This is a genomic window from Acinetobacter sp. ME22, assembly GCF_022012315.1.
Taxonomy (GTDB): Bacteria; Pseudomonadota; Gammaproteobacteria; order Pseudomonadales; family Moraxellaceae; genus Acinetobacter; species Acinetobacter brisouii_A.
In genome coordinates this window covers 53,299-75,467 of the sequence record NZ_JAKLTL010000010.1, presented here as the reverse complement: position 1 = coordinate 75,467, position 22,169 = coordinate 53,299, and the positions used below count along the sequence as shown (strand labels likewise).

23 protein-coding genes are annotated in these 22,169 nt (G+C 39.7%); 8 read left to right on the top strand and 15 right to left on the bottom strand.

Annotated elements, in window-relative coordinates; translation table 11 throughout:
- Positions 1 to 245: 245 nt before the first annotated feature.
- Positions 246 to 599 carry a hypothetical protein gene (locus LVY74_RS13435; protein WP_237815478.1) on the bottom strand — a complete coding sequence of 118 codons (354 nt, stop codon included), beginning with the start codon at positions 597 to 599 and terminating at the stop codon, positions 246 to 248.
- A 263-nt stretch (positions 600 to 862) separates the two neighbouring features.
- Between LVY74_RS13435 and mnmG the strand changes: the two genes are divergently transcribed.
- The 3 genes from mnmG to LVY74_RS13420 all read left to right on the top strand — a co-directional run bounded on the left by mnmG (position 863) and on the right by LVY74_RS13420 (position 4,005).
- Positions 863 to 2,743: a tRNA uridine-5-carboxymethylaminomethyl(34) synthesis enzyme MnmG gene (mnmG, locus tag LVY74_RS13430; protein ID WP_237815477.1), complete on the top strand. Its 1,881-nt coding sequence runs from the start codon at positions 863 to 865 to the stop codon at positions 2,741 to 2,743.
- A 400-nt stretch (positions 2,744 to 3,143) separates the two neighbouring features.
- Complete coding sequence (locus tag LVY74_RS13425; RefSeq protein WP_237815476.1) at positions 3,144 to 3,455, top strand: hypothetical protein; 312 nt, start codon at positions 3,144 to 3,146, stop codon at positions 3,453 to 3,455.
- 49 nt (positions 3,456 to 3,504) lie between these two features.
- Positions 3,505 to 4,005 carry a hypothetical protein gene (locus tag LVY74_RS13420; protein WP_228271266.1) on the top strand — a complete coding sequence of 167 codons (501 nt, stop codon included), beginning with the start codon at positions 3,505 to 3,507 and terminating at the stop codon, positions 4,003 to 4,005.
- On the opposite strand, the gene LVY74_RS13415 is transcribed toward LVY74_RS13420, so the two are convergent.
- On the bottom strand, positions 3,989 to 4,978 hold the full coding sequence (locus LVY74_RS13415) for a helix-turn-helix transcriptional regulator (RefSeq protein ID WP_237815475.1): 990 nt from the start codon (positions 4,976 to 4,978) through the stop codon (positions 3,989 to 3,991). The two genes, LVY74_RS13420 and LVY74_RS13415, sit on opposite strands and share 17 nt — an antisense overlap.
- 212 nt (positions 4,979 to 5,190) lie before the next feature.
- Between LVY74_RS13415 and LVY74_RS13410 the strand changes: the two genes are divergently transcribed.
- Genes LVY74_RS13410 through LVY74_RS13390 form a run of 5 tightly spaced genes read left to right on the top strand, consistent with a single transcriptional unit; the run spans position 5,191 to position 9,357 of the window.
- On the top strand, positions 5,191 to 6,735 hold the full coding sequence (locus LVY74_RS13410; protein ID WP_237815474.1) for a circularly permuted type 2 ATP-grasp protein: 1,545 nt from the start codon (positions 5,191 to 5,193) through the stop codon (positions 6,733 to 6,735).
- A 10-nt stretch (positions 6,736 to 6,745) separates the two neighbouring features.
- Positions 6,746 to 7,348, top strand: a complete 603-nt coding sequence (locus LVY74_RS13405) for an alpha-E domain-containing protein (protein ID WP_237815473.1) — start codon at positions 6,746 to 6,748, stop codon at positions 7,346 to 7,348.
- Positions 7,345 to 8,133, top strand: coding sequence for a transglutaminase family protein (locus LVY74_RS13400; protein WP_237815472.1), 789 nt, complete (start codon positions 7,345 to 7,347; stop codon positions 8,131 to 8,133). The genes LVY74_RS13405 and LVY74_RS13400 overlap by 4 nt, the downstream gene beginning before the upstream one ends.
- Before the next feature lie 19 nt (positions 8,134 to 8,152).
- The gene (locus LVY74_RS13395) at positions 8,153 to 8,887 is read left to right on the top strand and encodes a proteasome-type protease (RefSeq protein WP_237815471.1); all 735 of its coding nucleotides are present in this window, start codon (positions 8,153 to 8,155) and stop codon (positions 8,885 to 8,887) included.
- A 32-nt stretch (positions 8,888 to 8,919) separates the two neighbouring features.
- Positions 8,920 to 9,357, top strand: coding sequence for a BLUF domain-containing protein (locus tag LVY74_RS13390; RefSeq protein ID WP_237815470.1), 438 nt, complete (start codon positions 8,920 to 8,922; stop codon positions 9,355 to 9,357).
- Between the two features lie 28 nt (positions 9,358 to 9,385).
- Here the strand turns inward: LVY74_RS13390 and alr are convergent, their stop codons facing one another.
- The 13 genes from alr to LVY74_RS13325 all read right to left on the bottom strand — a co-directional run bounded on the left by alr (position 9,386) and on the right by LVY74_RS13325 (position 22,155).
- Positions 9,386 to 10,459: an alanine racemase gene (alr, locus tag LVY74_RS13385; RefSeq protein WP_151709533.1), complete on the bottom strand. Its 1,074-nt coding sequence runs from the start codon at positions 10,457 to 10,459 to the stop codon at positions 9,386 to 9,388.
- 18 nt (positions 10,460 to 10,477) lie between these two features.
- Entirely contained in the window at positions 10,478 to 11,926 is a 1,449-nt protein-coding gene (gene dnaB / locus LVY74_RS13380) for a replicative DNA helicase (protein ID WP_237815469.1), read from the bottom strand.
- Positions 11,927 to 12,102: 176 nt separating this feature from the next.
- Positions 12,103 to 12,549, bottom strand: coding sequence for a 50S ribosomal protein L9 (rplI, locus tag LVY74_RS13375; protein ID WP_237815468.1), 447 nt, complete (start codon positions 12,547 to 12,549; stop codon positions 12,103 to 12,105).
- Between the two features lie 8 nt (positions 12,550 to 12,557).
- The gene (gene rpsR, locus LVY74_RS13370) at positions 12,558 to 12,785 is read right to left on the bottom strand and encodes a 30S ribosomal protein S18 (protein ID WP_000090661.1); all 228 of its coding nucleotides are present in this window, start codon (positions 12,783 to 12,785) and stop codon (positions 12,558 to 12,560) included.
- An 11-nt stretch (positions 12,786 to 12,796) separates the two neighbouring features.
- Positions 12,797 to 13,183: a 30S ribosomal protein S6 gene (gene rpsF, locus LVY74_RS13365; RefSeq protein WP_004753077.1), complete on the bottom strand. Its 387-nt coding sequence runs from the start codon at positions 13,181 to 13,183 to the stop codon at positions 12,797 to 12,799.
- A 134-nt stretch (positions 13,184 to 13,317) separates the two neighbouring features.
- Positions 13,318 to 14,019: a DUF3142 domain-containing protein gene (locus tag LVY74_RS13360; protein WP_269091416.1), complete on the bottom strand. Its 702-nt coding sequence runs from the start codon at positions 14,017 to 14,019 to the stop codon at positions 13,318 to 13,320.
- A gap of 34 nt (positions 14,020 to 14,053) precedes the next feature.
- The gene (locus LVY74_RS13355) at positions 14,054 to 16,177 is read right to left on the bottom strand and encodes a hypothetical protein (protein ID WP_237815466.1); all 2,124 of its coding nucleotides are present in this window, start codon (positions 16,175 to 16,177) and stop codon (positions 14,054 to 14,056) included.
- 102 nt (positions 16,178 to 16,279) lie between these two features.
- Positions 16,280 to 17,158 (bottom strand): heme o synthase, encoded by an 879-nt coding sequence (gene cyoE / locus LVY74_RS13350; protein WP_237815465.1) that lies wholly within the window; start codon positions 17,156 to 17,158, stop codon positions 16,280 to 16,282.
- Positions 17,159 to 17,168: 10 nt separating this feature from the next.
- Positions 17,169 to 17,495: a cytochrome o ubiquinol oxidase subunit IV gene (gene cyoD, locus LVY74_RS13345; protein ID WP_151709528.1), complete on the bottom strand. Its 327-nt coding sequence runs from the start codon at positions 17,493 to 17,495 to the stop codon at positions 17,169 to 17,171.
- Positions 17,492 to 18,115 carry a cytochrome o ubiquinol oxidase subunit III gene (gene cyoC / locus LVY74_RS13340; RefSeq protein ID WP_151709527.1) on the bottom strand — a complete coding sequence of 208 codons (624 nt, stop codon included), beginning with the start codon at positions 18,113 to 18,115 and terminating at the stop codon, positions 17,492 to 17,494. Before cyoC ends, cyoD begins: the two co-directional genes overlap by 4 nt.
- A gap of 4 nt (positions 18,116 to 18,119) precedes the next feature.
- Entirely contained in the window at positions 18,120 to 20,111 is a 1,992-nt protein-coding gene (cyoB, locus tag LVY74_RS13335) for a cytochrome o ubiquinol oxidase subunit I (RefSeq protein WP_237815464.1), read from the bottom strand.
- A gap of 2 nt (positions 20,112 to 20,113) precedes the next feature.
- Complete coding sequence (gene cyoA / locus LVY74_RS13330) at positions 20,114 to 21,127, bottom strand: ubiquinol oxidase subunit II (RefSeq protein WP_237815463.1); 1,014 nt, start codon at positions 21,125 to 21,127, stop codon at positions 20,114 to 20,116.
- A gap of 266 nt (positions 21,128 to 21,393) precedes the next feature.
- Positions 21,394 to 22,155, bottom strand: a complete 762-nt coding sequence (locus LVY74_RS13325; protein ID WP_237815462.1) for an RDD family protein — start codon at positions 22,153 to 22,155, stop codon at positions 21,394 to 21,396.
- Positions 22,156 to 22,169 lie beyond the last annotated feature (14 nt).

Here is a 22,169-nt window from a genome sequence, read left to right as displayed (position 1 = left end):
AATATATTAATATGGCTTAATAATAATCTTGGTAATAATTAAACTTGAAGAAAATAGCCTACGACAATGTCGTGGTGACTTTTAAGTTTTAGTGAAATAAGTGTTTTATTGAGCTTTGATTGAAAGAAAATCTAAATATCATCATGAAAGGGCTTTCGCTGTGGTCTACACTTTTTTATTTTTTGATTGGTAGAAATAAAAAAACAGGTCAAGCGCGGCTTTGACCTGTTTGGGGTAGTGAGTCTTTATTGCATTGGACGGGGTGGTGTAAATGCAAGAGCACATTTTCCTTTCATTTCATGACCATTAATTGTTGCCATTTTACGATGTGGATCTTGCTGACAGGTGTCAAATAATTCATTTTCATTGCCCTGAATCATGTTGCTATGCATCGGAATGAATTGCATTTCACATGTTCCATTCCAAATAATCCCTCGTGCGGCAAATGAAGCTGTATCACCTGTATGTTTTCCTTTACATGCTTGTTGAATCATTTTGCTGTTATAAATTTTTTCGACTTTGTCATTGGCTTGAGCAAGAGAAATGCAGCCGAGTGACAATCCTAAACAAAGTGCTGCTGAAAAGATGGTTTTGTTCATATGCAATAATCCTCAGATTCATCGGTATTGTTTTAAAGCACCTTAAAGAGTATAAAAAATAATCAAAATTCGTCTTTGTCTGTTTAGTAACAATACGCATAAGTTTGTGAATTTTTTTGATTTGTCTGCAAGTAGTAGATGGGTTTTGTATGGTGGTGTTATCGAACCAGCAGCTTTGAGTGATAAAGCATAAGTTTTTGGTATCTTTACGGCTTTCTTTGCTATAATGTTCTGTCTTTTTTTTTAGTTTTGACACAAAGATTATGCATTATCCTAAAGTTTACGATGTCATCGTTATTGGTGGTGGTCATGCTGGCACAGAGGCTGCGCTTGCGGCTGCACGTATGGGCCGACAGACATTACTATTAACTCATAATATTGAGACTTTAGGGCAGATGAGCTGTAATCCTGCGATTGGTGGGATCGGTAAGTCGCATTTGGTGCGCGAAATTGATGCACTCGGTGGTGCAATGGCGCTTGCTGCGGATAAAGGTGGGATTCAGTTTCGTATCTTGAATTCACGCAAAGGTGCAGCAGTTCGTGCGACACGTGCGCAGGCTGACCGTGTTCGCTATAAAGCAGCGATTCGTGAAACCTTGGAAAATCAAGCCAATTTGGACATTTTTCAGCAAGCTGCGGATGACTTGATTGTTGATGGTGATACCGTTAAAGGTGTTGTGACCCAAATGGGTATCCGTTTTGATGCAAAGACGGTTGTACTCACCACAGGAACATTCTTAGGTGGTGTGATTCACGTTGGCTTAGAAAAATCGAGCGGTGGTCGTGCAGGTGATCCGCCATCAATTGCTTTAGCGCACCGTTTACGCGAACTTAAATTGCCAGTGGGTCGTTTAAAAACAGGGACACCACCACGTATTGATGCACGTTCTGTTGATTTTTCGGTAATGACACCACAACCAGGTGATTTCCCATCACCAGTAATGTCATTTATGGGTGATGTGTCGATGCACCCAGAACAAGTCAATTGCTATATTACGCATACCAATGAAAAAACCCACGACATTATTCGTGGCGGTTTAGATCGTTCGCCAATGTATACAGGTGTGATTGAAGGGGTAGGCCCGCGTTACTGCCCATCGATTGAAGACAAGATTCATCGTTTTGCCGATAAAGACTCACATCAGGTGTTCTTGGAGCCTGAAGGCTTAGATACACATGAGCTTTATCCAAATGGTATTTCAACGTCTTTACCATTTGATGTGCAATTTGAGTTGGTTCGTTCAATCCGTGGTATGGAAAATGCGCACATTTTACGTCCTGGTTATGCGATTGAATATGATTACTTCAACCCGCAAGGTCTGAAATTTACCCTTGAAACCAAAGCGATTAATGGTTTGTATTTTGCAGGTCAAATCAACGGTACGACAGGCTATGAAGAAGCAGGCGCACAAGGTTTACTTGCAGGTCTAAACGCTGCACGTCGTGCGTGGGAACAAGAAGAATGGACACCAAAACGTGATCAAGCTTACATGGGCGTATTGGTTGACGATTTAATTACGTTAGGAACTAAAGAACCGTACCGTATGTTTACGTCACGTGCCGAATATCGCTTAATGCTTCGTGAAGACAATGCAGATCAACGTTTAACGACTATTGGTCGTGAGCTTGGTTTGGTGGATGATACCCGTTGGGCGGCTTACTGTGAAAAAATGGAAGCCGTTGAGCAAGAAACCTCACGTTTACAACATTTATGGGCTGCACCAAATAACCCGATGGGTAAAAAATTCGTTGAAATGACAGGTGCAGATCTCAGCAAAGAATGTAGTGCGATTGATCTGTTGAAACGCCCGAATATTAGCTTTGAGCAAATTGCAGAATTAACAGGTTCTGGAGTATCGCAACAAGTCGGTGAGCAAATCGAAATTGCGGTGAAATATGAAGGTTATATCAACCGTCAGCATGAAGATGTCGCACAGTTAAAACGTCTTGAAGAAACCAAAATTCCAGCAGATTTTGACTATGATGTGGTTTCAGGGTTATCTCGTGAAATTACCCAAAAATTGAAAACCGTTCTGCCTGAAACATTGGCGCAAGCAACGCGTATTCCAGGTGTGACACCTGCGGCAGTTCAGTTGATCATGATTACAATTCGTAAAAATAATGCGATGCGTAAATCAGCTTAATCCAAGTTTAGAAATGAAAAGCCCGATCATTGTATCGGGCTTTTTTATGTTGCTTCAAAAGCTTAGTAGAAAATAAATTAAGCATTTTTACTTAAAAGCTCATGCAATCTATTTATTTCTCAGACAGTGAAAATCTTCATATAGTGAATACATCACATCAACAATGAGAAAAAGCCATGACCTTCAAGCATATTCGATATAACCGTGGTGAATTGGCATGCTTAAGCTGATCAGATGCGTGTTGTTCTTCCTAAATAAAAATAACAGATCATAATAAAAATAGCGTTCAGATCAGACTAGCCTATTCTCAGCGATGAATAATAGGCTTATTTTTTATTCGCCCTATCTAAAAACATAAATCCCTTTATACTGTATGTTTTACACATGAACTGGAGTCAAAATGATCGTAAGAACATGGCATGGATGTGTACCACGACAGCATGCAGATGGATTTTCCGAGCATTTACAACAAACAGGTGTGTTGCATTCAGAAAGCATTAAAGGGAATTTAGGCGCATTTGTTCGCCGTGAAACTCAAGGGGATTGGGAGCATTTTTTCTTAGCAACCTACTGGAAAGATTTATCTTCGATCAAAGCATTTGCAGGTGAGAACTATCATATCGCTGTTACTTATCCAGATGATGAAAAATTTCAATTATTATCAGATCCTTATGTTTTTCAACATATTGTTGCAGTCATTAGTCCACTTTAATCGCGTAGAATAAACTGCTGAAATTTTTAAAATCAAAGGTGTTATCACGATGAATATTGCGGGCTGTATTGTAAAAAAAGTGATTACAACATCACAAGATTTAGAAGCCTTGTTTGGGACAAGGCTTCAATATTTGGGCGAGGTCGATTTTGATCAGGCAGCTGATTTAGAGCGTGATGAAGACACAATTGATGTTTATACCAATTCGGCAGGTTGCCTGATTGTCTATCATGTAGGTCAATCTTTTGATATTTCTGAAGTTGATGAAGAAATTGTTCAATTTGTATTGTTTGATTTAGCCAATAGCTATTTCTTTGAACATTATCAGCAAGGAACATTGCAGTGTCGCTATATGACAACGGACGATGAAGTGCTTGAAGATGAAGGCAATGACATGTTGCAAGAAGGAGATGAGATCGAAGAAGTGGTTGGGCAGGTATTAGATGAATTTTTACAAGCGCCGATCGCTGCTCAATGGACTGAGCTAACTTTCAAGCGCTATGCATTTATTGATGAGGCTGAACAAGAAAAGCCTAGATTGCCTCATTAACATAAGCTGCAACTTGGGCAGGTTCAATATGGCGAATTTTCTGCCCAAAGCTGCGTAACCACCAAACCAATTGTGAGGTCAGTGGAACAGTCGCTTGAACAAGAACCAATTGTTCGCCTATGTCTTGAATGCTTTGGTCTTTACTCAGTTGTGATTCATAAAAGGTTTTAGCATCTGATTCGTGCATGGTGAGTTGTAGTTGCACCAATTCAGTAGGTTTATGCAGATCAATACGGAAACCTAAAGCACCTGACTCAATATACTGGTCAATATTGAAGTTGGCTGGAGATATTGCACGATGGCTTGATAAATTGGCTGATTTAAAACGGTGCAATGCGAAGGTCTGTATTTCTTGACGATCATGTCGGGTGCAAATTAAATAGATAATTGCACCTTTTTGTACCAAGCCCAATGGATTCAGCAGGTAACTTTTTTCTTCGCGTTCACGCCCCTGATAAATGCATTCGATTTGCTTATCTTGTAATAGACCTTCATAAATCACTTGCTGCGCTTGCTGATCAATGGTTGGCGGAATCAGTGGCTGGCTAGCAGGAACAATTCGTACACGATTGACCCATTGGCGAACATTATTTTGCTCCGATAAACTACGTCGAGCAAGGTCAAACCACGGCATCATTTCATTGATTAAGCTAGGTGGCAATAAATGTTTTAAATGCTCCTCAACCATCATAAAAGTCACCGCTTGCGAGCTAGTCATATGTGGTAAGCTTTGAATTGGTGCATCGGAGCGCCAACGCCAGCCTTGAGGAACTTCTTTATTACTTTCAATGGGAAAGCGTTGAGCAATTTGATTTAGATCACGCTGAATTGTTCGTAAACTAATATCAATTCCTTCACGTTGTAGTGTTTCCTGCAACTGGCGAGTGCCTGTCCATTTCCCTGTTGTCAGGCGCGATAAGATTTGCCACTGCCGATGCAGGCTGTTCGAGGTTTCTTTTTCTTGTACAGACATGAGTAACTTTGGAAATAGATAGGCTAATAGAGAACAAAGTTATTTTAAAAATAACTCGAAACGAAAAAGATGACTATACACTAGTCTTTTACAAAATAGATATCAATAATAAATCTTAAACGATACAAAAAATTGAAGTAAAAATCCGTTATTGTGGTATGGCACTGATTTTGCAAGTCAAAAAATAAGCCTTATAAAGATGAGAGGTTGATATGCTAAAAGATAATAAAGAACCTTTAAATATGATGGAAAGTGTTGTTACAGGAGCAGGTTATAGCCCACGAGACCCACAGCATGTCGAACCCAAAAGCCCGCAGGGTGTGAACTTTCAACAACTTCGTTCCAAATTTTTTAATGAAATGTTGGATGATCGACATATGTCGGCAGAAGCCAGTCAAAATATTGAAAAATGGCTATTTGAACGGAGTCTTGCTGAGTTAAAAGTCTTAAATCAAGAAGCGAAAGAATTCTTTTTATATCATGGTATTACTTTTACAGTGTATGGTGATGCTGAAGGTACAGAACGAACCATTCCTTATGATCTGATTCCACGCGTGATTGCCAAAAAACAGTGGGATAAAATCGCAGCTGGTTGTGCACAGCGTGTACATGCGCTCAATTATTTTCTTGATGATATTTATAACCGTCAGGAAATTTTAAAAAGTGGCATTGTGCCTGAAGTCCAGGTATTAAGTCATGAAGCTTTTCAGCCACAAATGCTGAATTTTAAATTGAAAGGCAATATTTATTCGCAAATTAGCGGAATTGATATTATTCGGGATCGTTCTGGGGAATTTTTTGTTTTAGAAGATAATTTACGTACACCTTCGGGGGTGTCGTACATGTTGGAAAGCCGAAAAATCAGTAAAAAACTGATGCCTGATTTGTGCCAAAAAAGTAAACTCTATGAAGTAGAACAATATCCGCAATTATTGCGCGCTATTTTAGAAGAAAATGCACTTGTGGATCGACCCACTGTAGTTGTGTTGAGTCCTGGTCGTTTCAATAGTGCTTATTATGAACATGCCTTTTTAGCTCGTGAAATGGATGTTGCTTTGGTCACGGGACAAGACCTATTTGTTGAAAATGATATGGTTTATGCTAAAACCATTCGAGGTAAACAACGTGTTGATGTTATTTATCGCCGTTTAGATGATGCATTCCTAGACCCTCTAAGTTTCCGTCCTGACAGTTGTCTTGGCGTTGCAGGGTTGATGTCGGCATATCTCAAACAGAATGTGATTATTGCCAATGCGCCAGGAACAGGGGTTGCTGATGATAAATCAATTTATCCGTATGTTGATAAAATGATTGAATATTATTTAAATGAGCAGCCAATTTTAAAAAATGTTCCAACTTATCAATGCCGAAATCGTTATGATTTAGACTATGTTGTTGAAAATATGCATAATCTTGTTGTGAAGGAAGCACAGGGTTCGGGTGGCTATGGCATGTTGATTGGTCCTCAAGCAACAGAAAAACAAATTGCTGAATTCAAACAAAAAGTAATTGCTCATCCGCATTTATATATTGCCCAACCAACGCTTGATTTGTCTGTTGCACCAACGTTGACCGATAAAGGTGTAGCAGAGCGCCATATTGATTTGCGACCATTTGTTTTAAGCTCTCCGCATCGAACAGAAATCGTACCCGGTGGCTTAACTCGTGTGGCAATGAAAGAAGGCTCACTGGTCGTTAATTCCTCACAAGGTGGTGGAATTAAAGATACATGGGTTATTGAAACATTGCATGCATAAGGAGAACACTATGCTATTGTTGACTTCAAATGCATATAATATTTTTTGGTTAGGGCGTTATTTGGCACGGATTCATTTTTTGTGTCAGTACTTACCTTTAAAAGATGATCAACATGCTCAGCAACTGATTTCGGCGCTGTATTTGCCTGCTTATGATGCCGCTTCATTAACCGCATTATTATTAGACCCCGAACAACCAGCATCTTTTAATCAGCAATTTCAAATGGCATATGACAATGTACAAGCACTTCGAGGTGTACTCTCTGCGCAGAGTTATGCCGAATTGAATGCAATGTTTAAATATGCCAAAGGCAGTGCAAGCTCGATTTGCCAAGTCATTAGTGATGTTGAAGCTGTACTAGAAAGTGAATCCCATGATGTGTTTTTATTTTTTAGTTTAGGCAAATACATTGAGGATTTAGATCAGGCATTGAGAATGCAGCAAGATCCAACTGATGTAATTAATCAATTGGAGATTATTGCTAAAGCATTACAGAGTTATGCCTGCACATCTTTTCTAGAAGCATGGCAAGCATTCAAACAGCAGCCTGAACTCAGTACTTTTCATGGATTAAATACCCAGTTACAACAGAGTTTAGGAGTTGCTGTATGAAATTGATGGTCAATCATCAGACCCATTACCAATATTCAGAAACTGCCAGTAATAGCATTCAGTATATAAAAATGATGCCACAAACCGATGGGCATCAGCGCGTACATTCATGGGATTTCAGTATTCCTGGACAATACACCACACAAAAAGATGCTTTTGATAACTTTTGGGTGACCAGTACTCAGCGCTATCCTTACCAGCAGTTAACGATTATGGTGCAAGGGATTGTTGAGATTGACCCTCATTGTGAAGTTGCGATGCAAAAAAGTGCACTTCATCCCAGTATCTTTTTACAACCAACCGCAATGACAATATGTAATCGGGAAATGTTGGCATTTGCACATGACTATGTTAAACACATGACTCGTGCTGAATTTCAAAATTTGGCAGCAGCAGTTTTGAATTATATTCCTTATCAGCCTCAGGTAACGGAAGTACATACCGCAGCGATTGATGTATTTAAGGTACATCAGGCAGGTGGTGTATGCCAAGATCATAGTCATGTTTTTATTACAATGTGTCGTGGTTTAGGTGTGCCTGCACGTTATGTTTCTGGTTATTTGTATGTGCCAGATCTGTTGCATTTAGCAAGTCATGCTTGGGTTGAAGTGTATTTAGAGAAAATGTGGTATTGTTTTGATATTAGTAATCAGATATTTACACCACATTCACATATTTATGTTGCAATTGGTCGAGATTATTATGATGTTGCTCCTGTACGTGGAATACGGGAGCGTGGCGGTGTTGAAACCATGCATTCAGTCGTGCAGGTTTTACCATGCTAGTTGAACGAAGGAAGTTTGAATGACCTATTGTTGTGCTTTACGTTTAAAAGATGGATTGGTTTTTATTAGTGATACCCGTACCAATGCGGGTGTAGATCAGATTTCAGTATTTCGTAAACTTTATACCTTTGGTGTACATCAAGAGCGTTTTATCGCAATTCAAACAGCAGGAAATCTGGCAACAACGCAGGCAGTCATTGGGCATTTGCGTAATCAGATTGCCTTAAAACAAGAGCCTAATTTGTACACAGTCAATACCATGTTTGAAGTTGCACAATTGGTTGGACGAACTTTGCGAAAAGTGATTCAGGATGTCACAGAAGATACACTTGAGCAGAGTAATTATTATTGTAGCCTGTTGGTTGGCGGGCAAATTGGCGATGCTGAATTACAGCTCTATAATATTTATCCGCAAGGCAATTTTATTTGCGCGACTAAAGACACGCCATTTTTCCAAATTGGTGAAAGTAAATATGGGAAACCTATTTTAGATCGTGCATTGACCTATGATATGCCGCTTGATGAAGCGGTTCGTTGTAGTTTGATCTCCTTTGATTCGACCTTGCGCTCTAATGTTTCAGTGGGTATGCCACTGGATGTTTTGGTTTATCGTGTTAATAGTTTGAAAATTCCACAGGGTAAACGTATTACTCAAGATGATCCCTATTATCAAAAGATTAGCAAGCAATGGTCTGAAACATTACGTCGAGGATTGCATGAAATTCCTAAACCAAGTGAAGACTATTTGCTATAGTATTGTTAATTCATATATTCATAAGATAGAAGATGATATTTCAGTTATGTTATACCAGTAAAGCGACCACAAGCGCTGAACAACTGATGTTTGACCTGCGGGAGATCTTATCGGAAGCCTTGTATTTTAATCGTGTGAATCAGATTCGAGGCGCTTTATTTTTTGCCAATGGCTGTTTCTTTCAATGTTTGGAAGGGGATAAACAGGCAGTATTAGATCTGTTTGAGCGTATTCAGCGGGATGTTCGACATGATGATATTATAAATTTTCCTTCGCGTTGGGTAGAGGATGGTTTCTTTAATGCATGGTCAATGAAATTGGTACGGAAAAGAAGTGATATTCATGACTTTTTTATGCTCAAAGGGTTAGAGCAATTTGAACCATGCAAACTTTCTGAAATAGAACTTGCTGAGTTTTTAAGTTTACTTCGTGATGCTGAAGCTGAAGAAGTCGAAAGCCAAGTTGAATAACTTGGCTTTTTTCTGATGCAATAAAGTATTAAGTCACTTTACGGGCAGGTCGTTTAGTTAAACGACATAATAATTCATAACCAATCGTACCGCTAGCTTTGGCAACATCATCTACGAGGCGCTGTGTACCCCATAATTCGACAGGCGTATCAACACAAGCATTTAAACCTGTAACATCAATCGCCATCATATCCATGCTGACACGTCCAACCAGTGGAGTCGTATGACCATTGACTACAACATAGTTTTGTTGAATGTAGGCGCGAGGGTATCCATCTCCATAGCCAATTGAAACAATAGCAATTTCCATATCTTTTTGTGCAATAAAACTAGAGCCATAGCCCACTTTTTCACCTGCACTGATTTTATTGAGTGCCATGATACCTGCACTAAATGTCATTACAGGTTTTAACCCAAGTTCAGCAACAGGACGATGATCAAAGGGGGTTGCACCATATAGCATAATGCCTGGGCGAACATAATCAAAATGAAGTTCAGGCCATTTCATGATGGCAGCTGAGTTACAACAAGAAGCAAGCACAGGTGAACAAGCTTCACGTACTTCTAAGAATTGCTGTTTTTGCTGTTCATTCATTGGGTGGTCGTCAGCATCTGCATTGGCAAAGTGCATCGCTAAGACACATTCAAAACCTTCGGCTTTTAGTGTGTTGATAATCTCAATGATCTCAGGAACTTTGAAACCTAAACGGTTCATGCCACTGTTAAGCTTGACCCAAACTTTTAGGCCTTTCGCTTGATATTCTGTTTTGTACTGACGAACCCAGTCGAGTTGCTGTTGATGGTGCAGCATGCATTCAAATTTGTTGTCGATTGCAATCTGCATTTCATCTTCACTAAAAACCCCTTCGATGAGTGTCACCAATTGATTAAAGCCCAATTGGCGAATTTCAATGGCTTCATCTAAGCAGGCGACGCCAAAGGCATCCGATTGCGTGAGTGCAGATAAGCAGTTTTCTAATCCGTGACCATAGGCATTTGCCTTTACCATGCTGACAATTTTTGAATCTGGCGCGAGTTGTTTGACCCGATTCAAGTTATGTTGTAGAGCTTCGCGACTGATGGTAACGGTAGCTTGACGCACTTTGGACTCCTTAAGACGTTATTCGTCGTCATCAAATTGGTTGTAGTACTCAGGAGAGAGATTACTAAAACGCGTGTATTGTCCTTCAAAAGCCAGTCGCACGGTTCCGATCGGGCCGTTACGTTGTTTACCGATAATAATTTCGGCAGTACCAGCTTCTTTGGATTCTTTGTTATAGACTTCATCACGGTAAATAAACATGATTAAGTCGGCATCTTGCTCAATTGCACCAGATTCACGCAAATCAGACATTACAGGGCGTTTGTTTGGTCGGTTTTCCAAACTTCGGTTCAACTGAGACAGTGCAATGACAGGGCAGTCCATTTCTTTGGCCAATGCTTTTAGGCTTCGAGAAATTTCACCAATTTCACCGACACGGTTGTCTCCCATGCCCGGTACTTTCATGAGCTGTAAATAGTCGACCATGATGCAGCCAAGTTTTCCGCCATGTTGTTTGGCAACACGACGCGCACGCGCACGTAATTCTGTGGGTGGAAGTGCTGAGGAGTCATCAATATAAAGATGCTTTTCTTGAAGCTGTAAAATCGTACCTGTCACTTTAGACCATTCATCACTGTCTAATTTACCTGAACGTAAATGACCTTGATGGACTTTTCCGTAAGATGAAATTAAACGCATGGCAATCGAGTCAGCAGGCATCTCCATAGAAAATACTAAAGCTGGCAAATCGCAGTTGAATAAAACACTTTCAACCAGATTCATGGCAAAAGTGGTTTTACCCATCGATGGACGTGCCGCGACAATAATCATGTCGCCACCTTGCATACCCGAGGTTTTGTTGTCGAGTTCTACAAATCCAGTGGTTAAACCTGTGATGTTGCCTTCAAGTTGTGATAATTCACTGAGTTTATTGAATACGTCTGAAACCACAGAGGTAATCGGTTGAGGGCCTGCATTTTTCTTGTTGTTATTGTGCTGTTCTGCAATCGAGAAAATATTGGTTTCGGCTAAGTCTAAAATTTCAGAAACGCTACGACCATTGGTATTGTAGGCATTGAGCAAAATTTCATTGCTTGCCTTGATCATGCTGCGTAGTGTTGCAAACTCTCGAATTTTAACGGCATAGGTTTCTAGATTGTAGAAACTTGCAGGGGAGTCTGACATAAGTTGCATGAGGTAATCTTCACCACCAACAGCATCAATCAGATTTTGTTTAAGTAACCAGTCATTAACGAGAACTGCATCATAAGGAGAGTTCTCTTGAGCCAGTTTTTCAATGGCACGAAAAATATATTTATGACGTGTCGCATAAAAGTCATTTTCGTTTAAAACATCACTGACTTGTTCGAAAGACTCAGCAACAGTCATGAGTGCAGCTAAAACGGCTTGTTCAATCGCCAAGTTATGTGGAGGTGTACGAAATTCTTTGAGCTGACCTGACGACTCCGTATTTTTATTTTCAGAAGAAACAGAGTGTTGCGCAACTGTGGCATTCGCCTGAGACATAAATAACCTTAAATTGAGTAAAGCATAAAAAACACAAAGATTTGCGCGTCTATCTTAAAGCAAAAGTAGAAAACTACATAATCTTAAAAACAATATAAATGAACAGTTGAATCAGAAAAAACTATAGCGAAAAAAAAGAGCATGCAGAAGCATGCTCTTTTTGGGAATGACTGAAATTACTCAGAAACGATAGTAACAAGTACTTCAGCAGCAACATCATGATGCAATTGGATTGCGATGTTGAATTCACCAGTGTGACGAAGCGCACCGTTAGGTAAACGAACTTCTGCACGGTCTACAGCAAGACCAGCATTCGTTAAAGCGTCAGCGATGTCACGAGTACCGATAGAACCGAACAATTTGCCTTCGTCACCAGCTTTAGCAGTGATAACGATGTTCACTTCGTTCAATTGATCAGCACGTGCAGTAGCAGCAGCTAATACTTCAGCTTCTTGTTTTTCAAGTTCAGCACGACGAGCTTCAAAAGCAGTTGTGTTTGCTTCAGTAGCAGCAACAGCTTTACCTTGAGGGATCAAGAAGTTACGACCGTAACCAGCTTTAACTGATACTTTGTCGCCTAATTTACCAAGGTTTTTAATGCGTTGTAATAAGATAACGTCCACAGATCACCTCACTTATGGTTGTCAGTGTACGGAATCAAAGACAAGTAGCGAGCTTGTTTGATCGCAAGCGCTAATTGACGTTGATAACGAGCTTTAGTACCAGTGATACGGCTAGGAACAATCTTGCCGTTTTCAGTGATGTACTGTTTTAAAGTGTCGATATCTTTGTAATCGATGTACGCAACATTCTCAGCTGTAAAGCGGCAGAACTTGCGACGACGGTAAAAACGTGCCATTGATGTTCTCCTTATTCAGCAGCTTCTTGAGATACTTGCTGTGCTTCTTCACGTTGAGCTTTACGCGCACGTTTTTCTTCAGCACTTTTAGCAAGCAAAGACTCTTCAGTAATTGCGTGTTCACGACGGATGATCAAGTTACGAATGATTGCATCGTTATAACGGAACAATTCTTCTAACTCATCAAGAGTCGTTTGACCACATTCAACATTCATCAAAATGTAGTGTGCTTTGTGAATCTTGTTAATTGGGTAAGCCAATTGACGACGGCCCCAATCTTCTAAGCGGTGAATTTGACCTTCAGCATCTTTGATGTGAGAGATATAGCGTTCTACCATACCAACCACTTGATCGCTTTGATCAGGGTGTACTAAAAGTACGATTTCGTAATGACGCATTGTCAGCTCCTTACGGTTTAGACAGCCCCTAAATGAATTTTTAGAAGCAAGGAGTCTCAACTAAAATGTTGAGTCGCAAATTGCGAAGGCTGAATTTTATAAGATCAGCTCTATGAACTCAAGGAAAAACGTCATTATTTATCAAACTTTTTCGGTAATAGAAAAATGACATAGCCCTTAAAATTGGGGTTTGCTGCTAAATCGGTAGGTGATTGCCATGCACCATGTTCAACCAGCCCCAATTTAAATGGAATAGGCAGTGTGCTTAAGCGTTGTATATATTCGGCATAATTTTTAATGGTATGCCGTCCCTGATAACTTTGTAGCACAATTTCATCAACATTCTGCTGAAGTTTGTTTAAGGTGAGTGAATCTTGATGGTTAGTCCAGTCCAGTAAACCTGTAATACTTAATCGATAGGATTTGGGGAGTTCTTGACGAAGCTTGACCAGAAAATCCGCATATTGTCCAAGATTTCGTGTTCCGCTATCAAAATCAATTTGTAATCCAAGGATTTGATTCCCTGAATTTTTCCATTGCTCTAGGCGCTGAATAACCTGTTGAGTGGTATCGGATTGCCAATTTAAGCTGGTTGTACGAAATACCAACCAGACTTTTTGCTGCTGAGGAAAGATGCGTAAGCCTATACCTTGAGGAATCAACAAGCTGTGTTGTTCAGATTTAGAGAATCGAACTTCGCCCTGTAAAATATATAGCTCATTTGCTTGGGCTAAATAAGGGCGACTTTGAATATTGCCCCATAACCAAAATTGTTGATAATGCTGAGCTTCAACCTGACTATGTGCCACTGAGCAACTTGCGAGAGTTAACAGCATTAGCCATACAGTTTTCAAGATACCTTGCACAACATCACCAATAATATTTCAAAGATTTTGCCCAAGTTGTATTTGGATATTGAGTTTTGAGCTTTTGAAACCACTGTTTGCGGATTGCTTTTGAAACTGCTTCGTCACCACACTCATTGGTGCCAGTTGGTGCATAACATTGAATGGCACGATACAGTGCGTAGGCTTGTAGTTCGCTCGGTTGTGATTCTTTGATGATGTTTTGGTACACTGTGCCACGGTAAAAAATCTGACCTTTCGATGATTTTTTAACTTCACCTAAAATATCAGGTTGATTTTCAGTGGTGAATATATCTAAAAAATGACCTGTTTCACGAATTGCTTCACCCAAACAGATATTGGCTAGGCGATCATTAGAATTTTTAGATAACTGGGTCACTGTACTGAGTAAAGAATGACATTGGATTTCAGGGCTAATTTTTTTGCCTTGCCAGACAAAAATCGAAAGTGGGGGCTGATCTTGATATGCTTTGTTTTTGCTGGAGTATCCTTGATATTCAGCAGCATTTTGAGGGACATATTTGAAATTTTGAATAAATGTCTTGTAGTCTTGCTGCACAATTGCATCTTCAAGCAGGGTGTTCAGTGCAATATTACGCTCGTCAGGGTTGCTCTCTTTTGATGCAAGCATTTGCTCTAAACTGGCTTGATCCGCAATTTTCTCAATAAAAATTTTACGCAAATTACGCTGTTTAATTTTACTATCTTTTGCTAAAAATCCTGCGTAGTTTTTATTCTTCTGCATATTGATGGCAAGAGCCATTTCAAGCATTGCATATTGGTTACTATTACTTGTGCGTTCTAACATGCTATTCCAATATGAATAAGCCATTTTAGAATTTTGTGTTTCTAAAATACGCCCTTTGAGTACCACTTGACTGAGCTGGACGTAATTATTGATCTTACTTGGATTATTGTTAGGTAAATAGTTGAGTGCCTGAGCAGGTTGTTTCTGGATAAAAAATAAATGCAGTGCCTCTAAATATTCAAATAGTTCAGATTGTTGTTTAAAATAGACTTTTTGCTGTTGTAATTGTGCCCATGAAATGGGTTGCTGATCTTCTCCAGTCGGTTTACGCATTTGCATAAGATCATAAATTGTGAGAAAAAAAGGGTCTTTTAAATTGTTTGGATCAAGCTTTTCATTTGAAAAAACTTGATTGTCTAATTCATTGGGTAAAAGCAAAATATCCAGATTGTAATTTGGATCTTTAGGGTGATGTAGCTGCCATGCCAGTTCTTGTATGAGCTTGTCATTTTGTCCTGAGAACCAATAGCCTCGACGTAGTAAACCCTGAGCACTGGCACGATATAAGCCATGAGGATAAGTTTTTAAATAATCATTTACGCGTTGGGTAATCGCTTTACTCAATACAGGATTGACTTTGCTAATCTCGAAGTCACCATAAGTATCTGTTGCACTTTGATAAGCCTGATTAATCGCGACACGAATCAACATATATTGTGAAGTTTCTTTAATCCAAGGTTCATCAACATGACTAAGAACGGTGTAAATTTTCCCAGCAGTTTTATAGTCGCTATTGTAAAAGGCAATCGATGCATTAATGTAAGAGGCGAATTGTTGAGCAGGTTGAGACCATTGAGGTTCTATTGCGATAAAGGCAGAAGCTGTTTCTGAATTGACCTGAATGGTTTGTCTGGCTGCAATGAGTTGCTTTTTTTCAGGCGCTGAGAGTTGTTTAGATATTTGAATTTGTTGAATGAATTGTGTTTCACCTAAGCCGATTGAATTTTGTTTTTCATCATAGATGATTTCATTTTGCTTGGGAGTTACTTGTCTCTGGTTGGGGGTTGTGCTGCTGATTTGTCCTGTAAAGGTTGCAACATCAAATGGTACAGTGCCATATTCACTGACCCATATTTTTTCATTATTTATGATCGGTTTTACTTGTGCAAACCCCATATCAGCCAACATTAAATACATATTGGTTTTATTGTCGTTAGCAGGATCTAAAATAGGTAAGTTACGACATGCATCGTAAGAATTTGTATTGATTTGAATACTTGGGGAAAAACAGCCCTCATCGGAACTGGCGTGTGCTGCAATGCTTAAATTTACGGCTAGACTGAATAAGCTCAGTGGGAAAAAATGCTTAGACAAACCCATTTATATCATCCATATTTCGTTCATTATTAGAATGTTGGATATTGTATAAGAAACTTGAGAGAAGTTGATAAAAGATAGAGTGGAAAACCACTCTAACAGTTATCAAAATATTGGCAAATGTGGGGCAGGAGAGTGATAGCTAAAACTAAAGCTAATACTGAGCGCAGTGATTAAAATCACTGAATACAGGAAATAGCGTTTTGCCCAGACCTGATCATTTTCCGCTTTAAAACCAATAATCGACAAATATAACCAATAAGCGCATAGAGCATTAAAAGTTACTAAGAAAAATACATTGGTATAGCCAAAGCAATAAAGACCATTGAGCACCGCTGCAAATAAAACTACATAAATCAAAGATTCAATTTTAGTTCTAACAATTGAGCGTGCAACAGGCAAAATTGGAATTCCTGCGCGTTTATAGTCATCGAAGCGATAAATTGCAATTCCCCAAGAATGAGGCATTTGCCAAATTGCATATGCTAAGAAGACTAGTAAAGCAGCAACATCAAATTGGTGTGCAACAGCGGTATAGCCAATGACGGGTGGACAAGCACCTGAAATACTTCCAATCACTGTTTGGTGAATAGAGGTACGTTTTGACCATAAACTGTATAAGCAAACATAAACAATAAAGCCAAGAACTGCAAAACCAGTTGCATACGCATTCACAAAGAACCATAAAAGACTTAAACCAGCTAAACCTAAAATTGTTGCGAAAATTAGGGCTGCTTTAGGGTCAATGGTTTTTTTAACGAGAGCACGGTTTTGTGTGCGCTCCATTTTTGGATCGATGTCTTGGTCAATGAAGTTATTGACAACACAACCTGAGGCAACAACAAGGGTTGTACCTAAGAGTGTGAGGAGAAGTAATAGGATATCTACAGAGCCTTGGGCGGCTAAGAAGAAGCCGCCCAAGGTAGTAACGAAGTTACCGAAGAGTATCCCTGGCTTGGTCAGGAATATATATTTTTTCAGCATGACAACCAGTTTAGATCATCATGTTGAAATGTAGGTAGTTCATTACCCAAACAGAACCGATCAACAAGATTGCGATGGTTAAGATGGTGTAAATAAATGCAATCACGCTCCAGCGTTGTTCTTCAGAAGCATTCATGTGCAAGAAGAAGATCAACTGTACAAGAACCTGAACAATCGCTGTAATACCAACAACTGCAAGCAACAAACCAGGGGCAAAACCACCCGCCATCACCATCCCAAATGGGATGATGGTCAGCACGATAGATAGAATAAAGCCAATGGTATATTGCTTCATGTTGCCATGAGACGCATCGGATGAATGATGATCATGACTCATGAGATAACTCCCATCAAGTAAACAACACTAAATACACAGATCCAGACGATGTCTAGGAAGTGCCAGAACAAGCTTAAACAAGCTAGACGACGTGTATTTGGTAAAGTTAAACCATTCTTTTTGATTTGGAACATCAAAACGATCATCCAAACGAGACCAGAAGTCACGTGGATACCGTGTGTACCAACCAAAGTAAAGAATGCAGATAAGAATGCACTGTGGCTTGGGCCATGACCTTCAAGTACAAGATGATGGAACTCGTTAAGCTCCATACCGATGAAGGTCGCACCAAATAACCAAGTGACAATTAACCAAGTAATTACGCCATTCACGTTATTTTTATAACGTGCAAGAACAGCAAAACCAAAAGTTACTGAAGAAATCAAAAGCGCAAAGGTTTCAATTAAAACGTAACCTAAAGATTCGCTGAATAACTCTTTTGGACTAGGCGTGCCTGCAGGAATATGCGTATGCAAAACCACGTAAGCAATGAAGAGTGTCCCGAATAGAACCAAGTCACTCATCAAGTAAGTCCAGAAACCAAAGGTGGTCAGATCGGTATCATCGTGATGATGATGATCGTCATGCCCGTGGCTATCGTGATGAAGTACGTCAGCCATTGTCTTAGTCCTTCTTCAAGTGTTTTTCAAGAATCGCAAAGCGTTCGTTTTCAATACGTTCAACTTCAGCAGCAGGGACGTAATAATCAACAACTTTGGTATTCGAGCTTCTGATGAACGTGATGATTGTTGCAACAAAAGATGCAATGACCAACCACCAGATATGCCAGATCAACGCAAATGCCATGACAGTGATCAGGATTGCAAGAGCAAAACCAGCGACACGGTCTGTAGGCATATGAATATCTTCATATTTTGTTGGTTTAACGTATGCAACGCCATTTTCTTTGTCTAACCAGAAGCGATCGATATGTTCGCCATTTGGAATATAAGCAAAGTTATAAAATGGTGCTGGAGAAGATGTTGCCCATTCAAATGTACGGCCATCCCATGCATCGCCAGTATGATCAATGTGGTTGTTACGTTGTAAGAAACCAACAACAACTTGCATTACGAAGCAAAGAATACCGATTGCAACCAATACTGCACCAATCATTGCAACTGATAGGTAAGGTGTCCATTCAGGGTTATCATATGTATTCAAACGACGAGTCATACCCATGAAACCAAGGACATAAAGCGGCATGAATGCAAAATAGAAACCGATGAACCAGAACCAGAAAGATGCTTTACCCCATGCTTCATTTAACTTCCAACCAAACATTTTTGGCCACCAGAAAGTAATTGCAGCAAACATCGCAAATACAACACCACCGATAATAACGTTATGGAAGTGAGCGATGAGGAATAAAGAGTTGTGTACTAAGAAGTCCGCAGGTGGAACCGCCATAAGTACGCCAGTCAAACCACCAATACCAAAAGTCACAAGGAAGCCCAGTGTCCAAAGCATTGGAGATGTATAGGTAATACGACCTTTATACATGGTGAATAACCAAGAGAAGATTTTCACACCAGTTGGGATCGCAATAATCATGGTCATAATACCAAAGAACGCGTTAACGTTCGCTCCTGCACCCATGGTGAAGAAGTGGTGTAACCAAACGATAAGAGAAAGAACGGCAATTGCACCAGTTGCATATACCATTGTTTTATAACCAAACAATGCTTTGCGAGAGAATACAGGTACAACTTCTGAGTACACACCAAATGCAGGTAGTACCAAGATATATACTTCAGGGTGACCCCAAGTCCAGATCAAGTTCACATAAAGCATTGGGCTACCGCCAAGCTCATTGGTGAAGAAATGGAAATCGAAGTAACGGTCAAGCGTTAACATTGCAATTGTTGCAGTCAATACAGGGAAAGTCGCAACAATAAGAACGCAGGTAAATAATGCAGTCCAAGTGAAAATTGGCATGTCCATAAGTTTCATGCCAGGTGCACGCATTTTGATGATGGTAACAAAGAAGTTAACACCTGTTAAAAGCGTACCTAAACCAGAAACTTGAAGTGCCCAAATCCAGTAGTCCACACCTACACCAGGAGAATATTGAATACCTGAAAGAGGAGGGTATGCTAACCAACCTGTTGCAGCAAATTCGCCTAGAACAAGAGAAACCATGACTAGACCAGCAGCACCAGCAAATGCCCAGAAACTGAACTGGTTAAGTAAAGGGAATGCAACGTCACGTGCACCAATTTGTAAAGGTACAACGATATTGAATAAACCAACAACTAGACCCATCGCTACAAAGAAGATCATGATCACGCCGTGGGCAGTGAAGATCTGGTCATAATGGTCAGGATGTAAGTAACCTTCACCACCATTGCTTGCGAGGAATAGTTGAAGACGCATCATGAATGCATCTGCGAAACCACGTAATAACATGACCACAGATACCAAGATATACATGATACCGATTTTCTTATGGTCTACAGACATAGCCCATTCTTTCCAGAGGTAATTCCACTTTTTAAAGTAAGTAATACCTGCTAGAACAGCGATTGCGCCAAGAGCCATGATGATCGTAGTCACGATGACAATTGGTTCTTTCGGGATGGCACCCCATCCAAGTTTACCTAATAGCATATCCATGTTTATTCCCCTGCAGTAGCGTGAGCTTGTTCTGCACCATGGTAATTGCTCATATATTTCCCAATAACTTGTTTAAACAGTTGAGGTTCAACTGAAGAATAGTAAGTTACAGGATGAGGGTGGTGCGGATAAGTTCCTAGCTTTTCAAGTGCTTCAGCAGCAGCTTTTTCTTCAGGTGTTTTCGCATCTGCGATCATACCTTCGATTTGATGCTCAGAACGCTCACCATCACGTAGTGCTTGTAAACCTGCAAAGTCCAAATCTTGTTTTTGAACAGCAGAATAGCGACTACCATTACCAGCTTTTACATCAGCAACCCATTTGTCAAAGTCTGCTTGGCTTACGCTATGCGCTTTGAAACGCATTTGAGAGAAACCGTAACCGCTATAGTTTGACGAGAAACCGCGGAATACACCTGGCTCGTTCGCAAGAACGTGTAGGTGGGTTTGCATACCTGCCATTGCATAAATTTGACCAGCTAACGAAGGAATGAAGAATGAGTTCATTGTAAAGTCAGAGGTAATATGGAAATGTACCGGTGTTTGCTCTGGGAAACGCAATTCATTAACAGTTGCAATTTGTTGCTCTGGGTACACAAATACCCATTTATATGGCTCTGCAATAACTTGGATATCAACAGGTTTTTTAGTTGATTCTGCATCAAGCGGGCGATATGGATCGTATTGGTGAGAACCCCACCATGCGATATATGCTAAAATTGCAATAATAATGATAGGGATACCCCAAACTGCGATTTCAATTGCAGTTGAGTGTGCCCATGTAGGTTTATAGTCTGCATCTTTATTCGACGCGCGATATTTCCAACCAAACCACAATGCCATAATGATAGATGGAATTACTACCAATAGCATAAGATAGATCGCAGTCATCATGAGTCCGCTAAGACCTTGAGCGACTGGACCTTTTGAGTTTAGAAGTACTAAATCACCACCACACCCAGTTAAGAGTGCAGAAATCGTAGATAAAGACAATACAGCTAATATCGTTTGTCTCATTTTACAACCTCGGTGAAGAGTCCCATTTACATACTTAGAATATGGGATAGCGATTATAGTGCCCTATGTTGTAGAAAGAATTTTTCCCTCTAAAACATAGGGCACCGCTACTTTGTAGGGCATTATGCCCTATATTGTTTAACTAAGCTATATTTACAGTAAGCAAAAATAAGTTATTTAAATCCAACAAATTAAGTTGGATTTAAGATTTTAAAATTAAAAAAATATGTAAAATCATGCAGCTAATTAAATGTGACTATTTACAATTATTCCGATTTATTCTTGATTTTTATCTGATTTATAACTTTAGTTTTAGCTAAGCGGTCATGTAAAGTTTGTCTTTTCTCACCAAATCCAAAAGCAAAATCTAGTATGGTGATAAAAGGCATAAAAAGAAGATTGAGTATAATAAATACCATGCTGCGTAGTAAAAAAACTCGCGTTAGACCAACGTTTGTCCCATTTTCATCATCTACAATTTGAATTTTTGTGGCGAGCTTGCCCAGACTTTGTCCAGATCTTGCGAGTAGAAATGCCTGAATTATGAGTAAAATCAAAGCATAAACTAACATGATGTGCCAAGCATCAGTAGGAACTAATGCTAAAATATCTGCTTGTGTGCTGGCATTGATCCCTTGTTCTTGCAGCGCAATCATTTTCTGTTTACTGGCATTATCCATATAAAATGACGGGATCGAAAATGCAGGCAACCAAAGAACAAGATCAATCGCTTTGGCGATAGCACGCTTATTGATAGGTGCGAGTGTTGCCGTAATACTGTTTGCAGAGTGAATAGATTGTTTGGATAAACTGACAGAAGAAATTTGGGATTGTAGCGGTTCAGAATAACCTTGAGGTAAATAAGAAAGCTGACCATGAGTAAGTTCACCTAGGGGCTTCCATTCAGTCATACCTTGATGCCATGCAAGATCAGTCAATAAAACTTGTTGATTAGCGAGCATTTGATTGATTTGTTCTAAGGTATAAGGTCCTGCTTGTTGATTATTCCGCGCTAAATAGATTTGCATAACACTCTTATCTC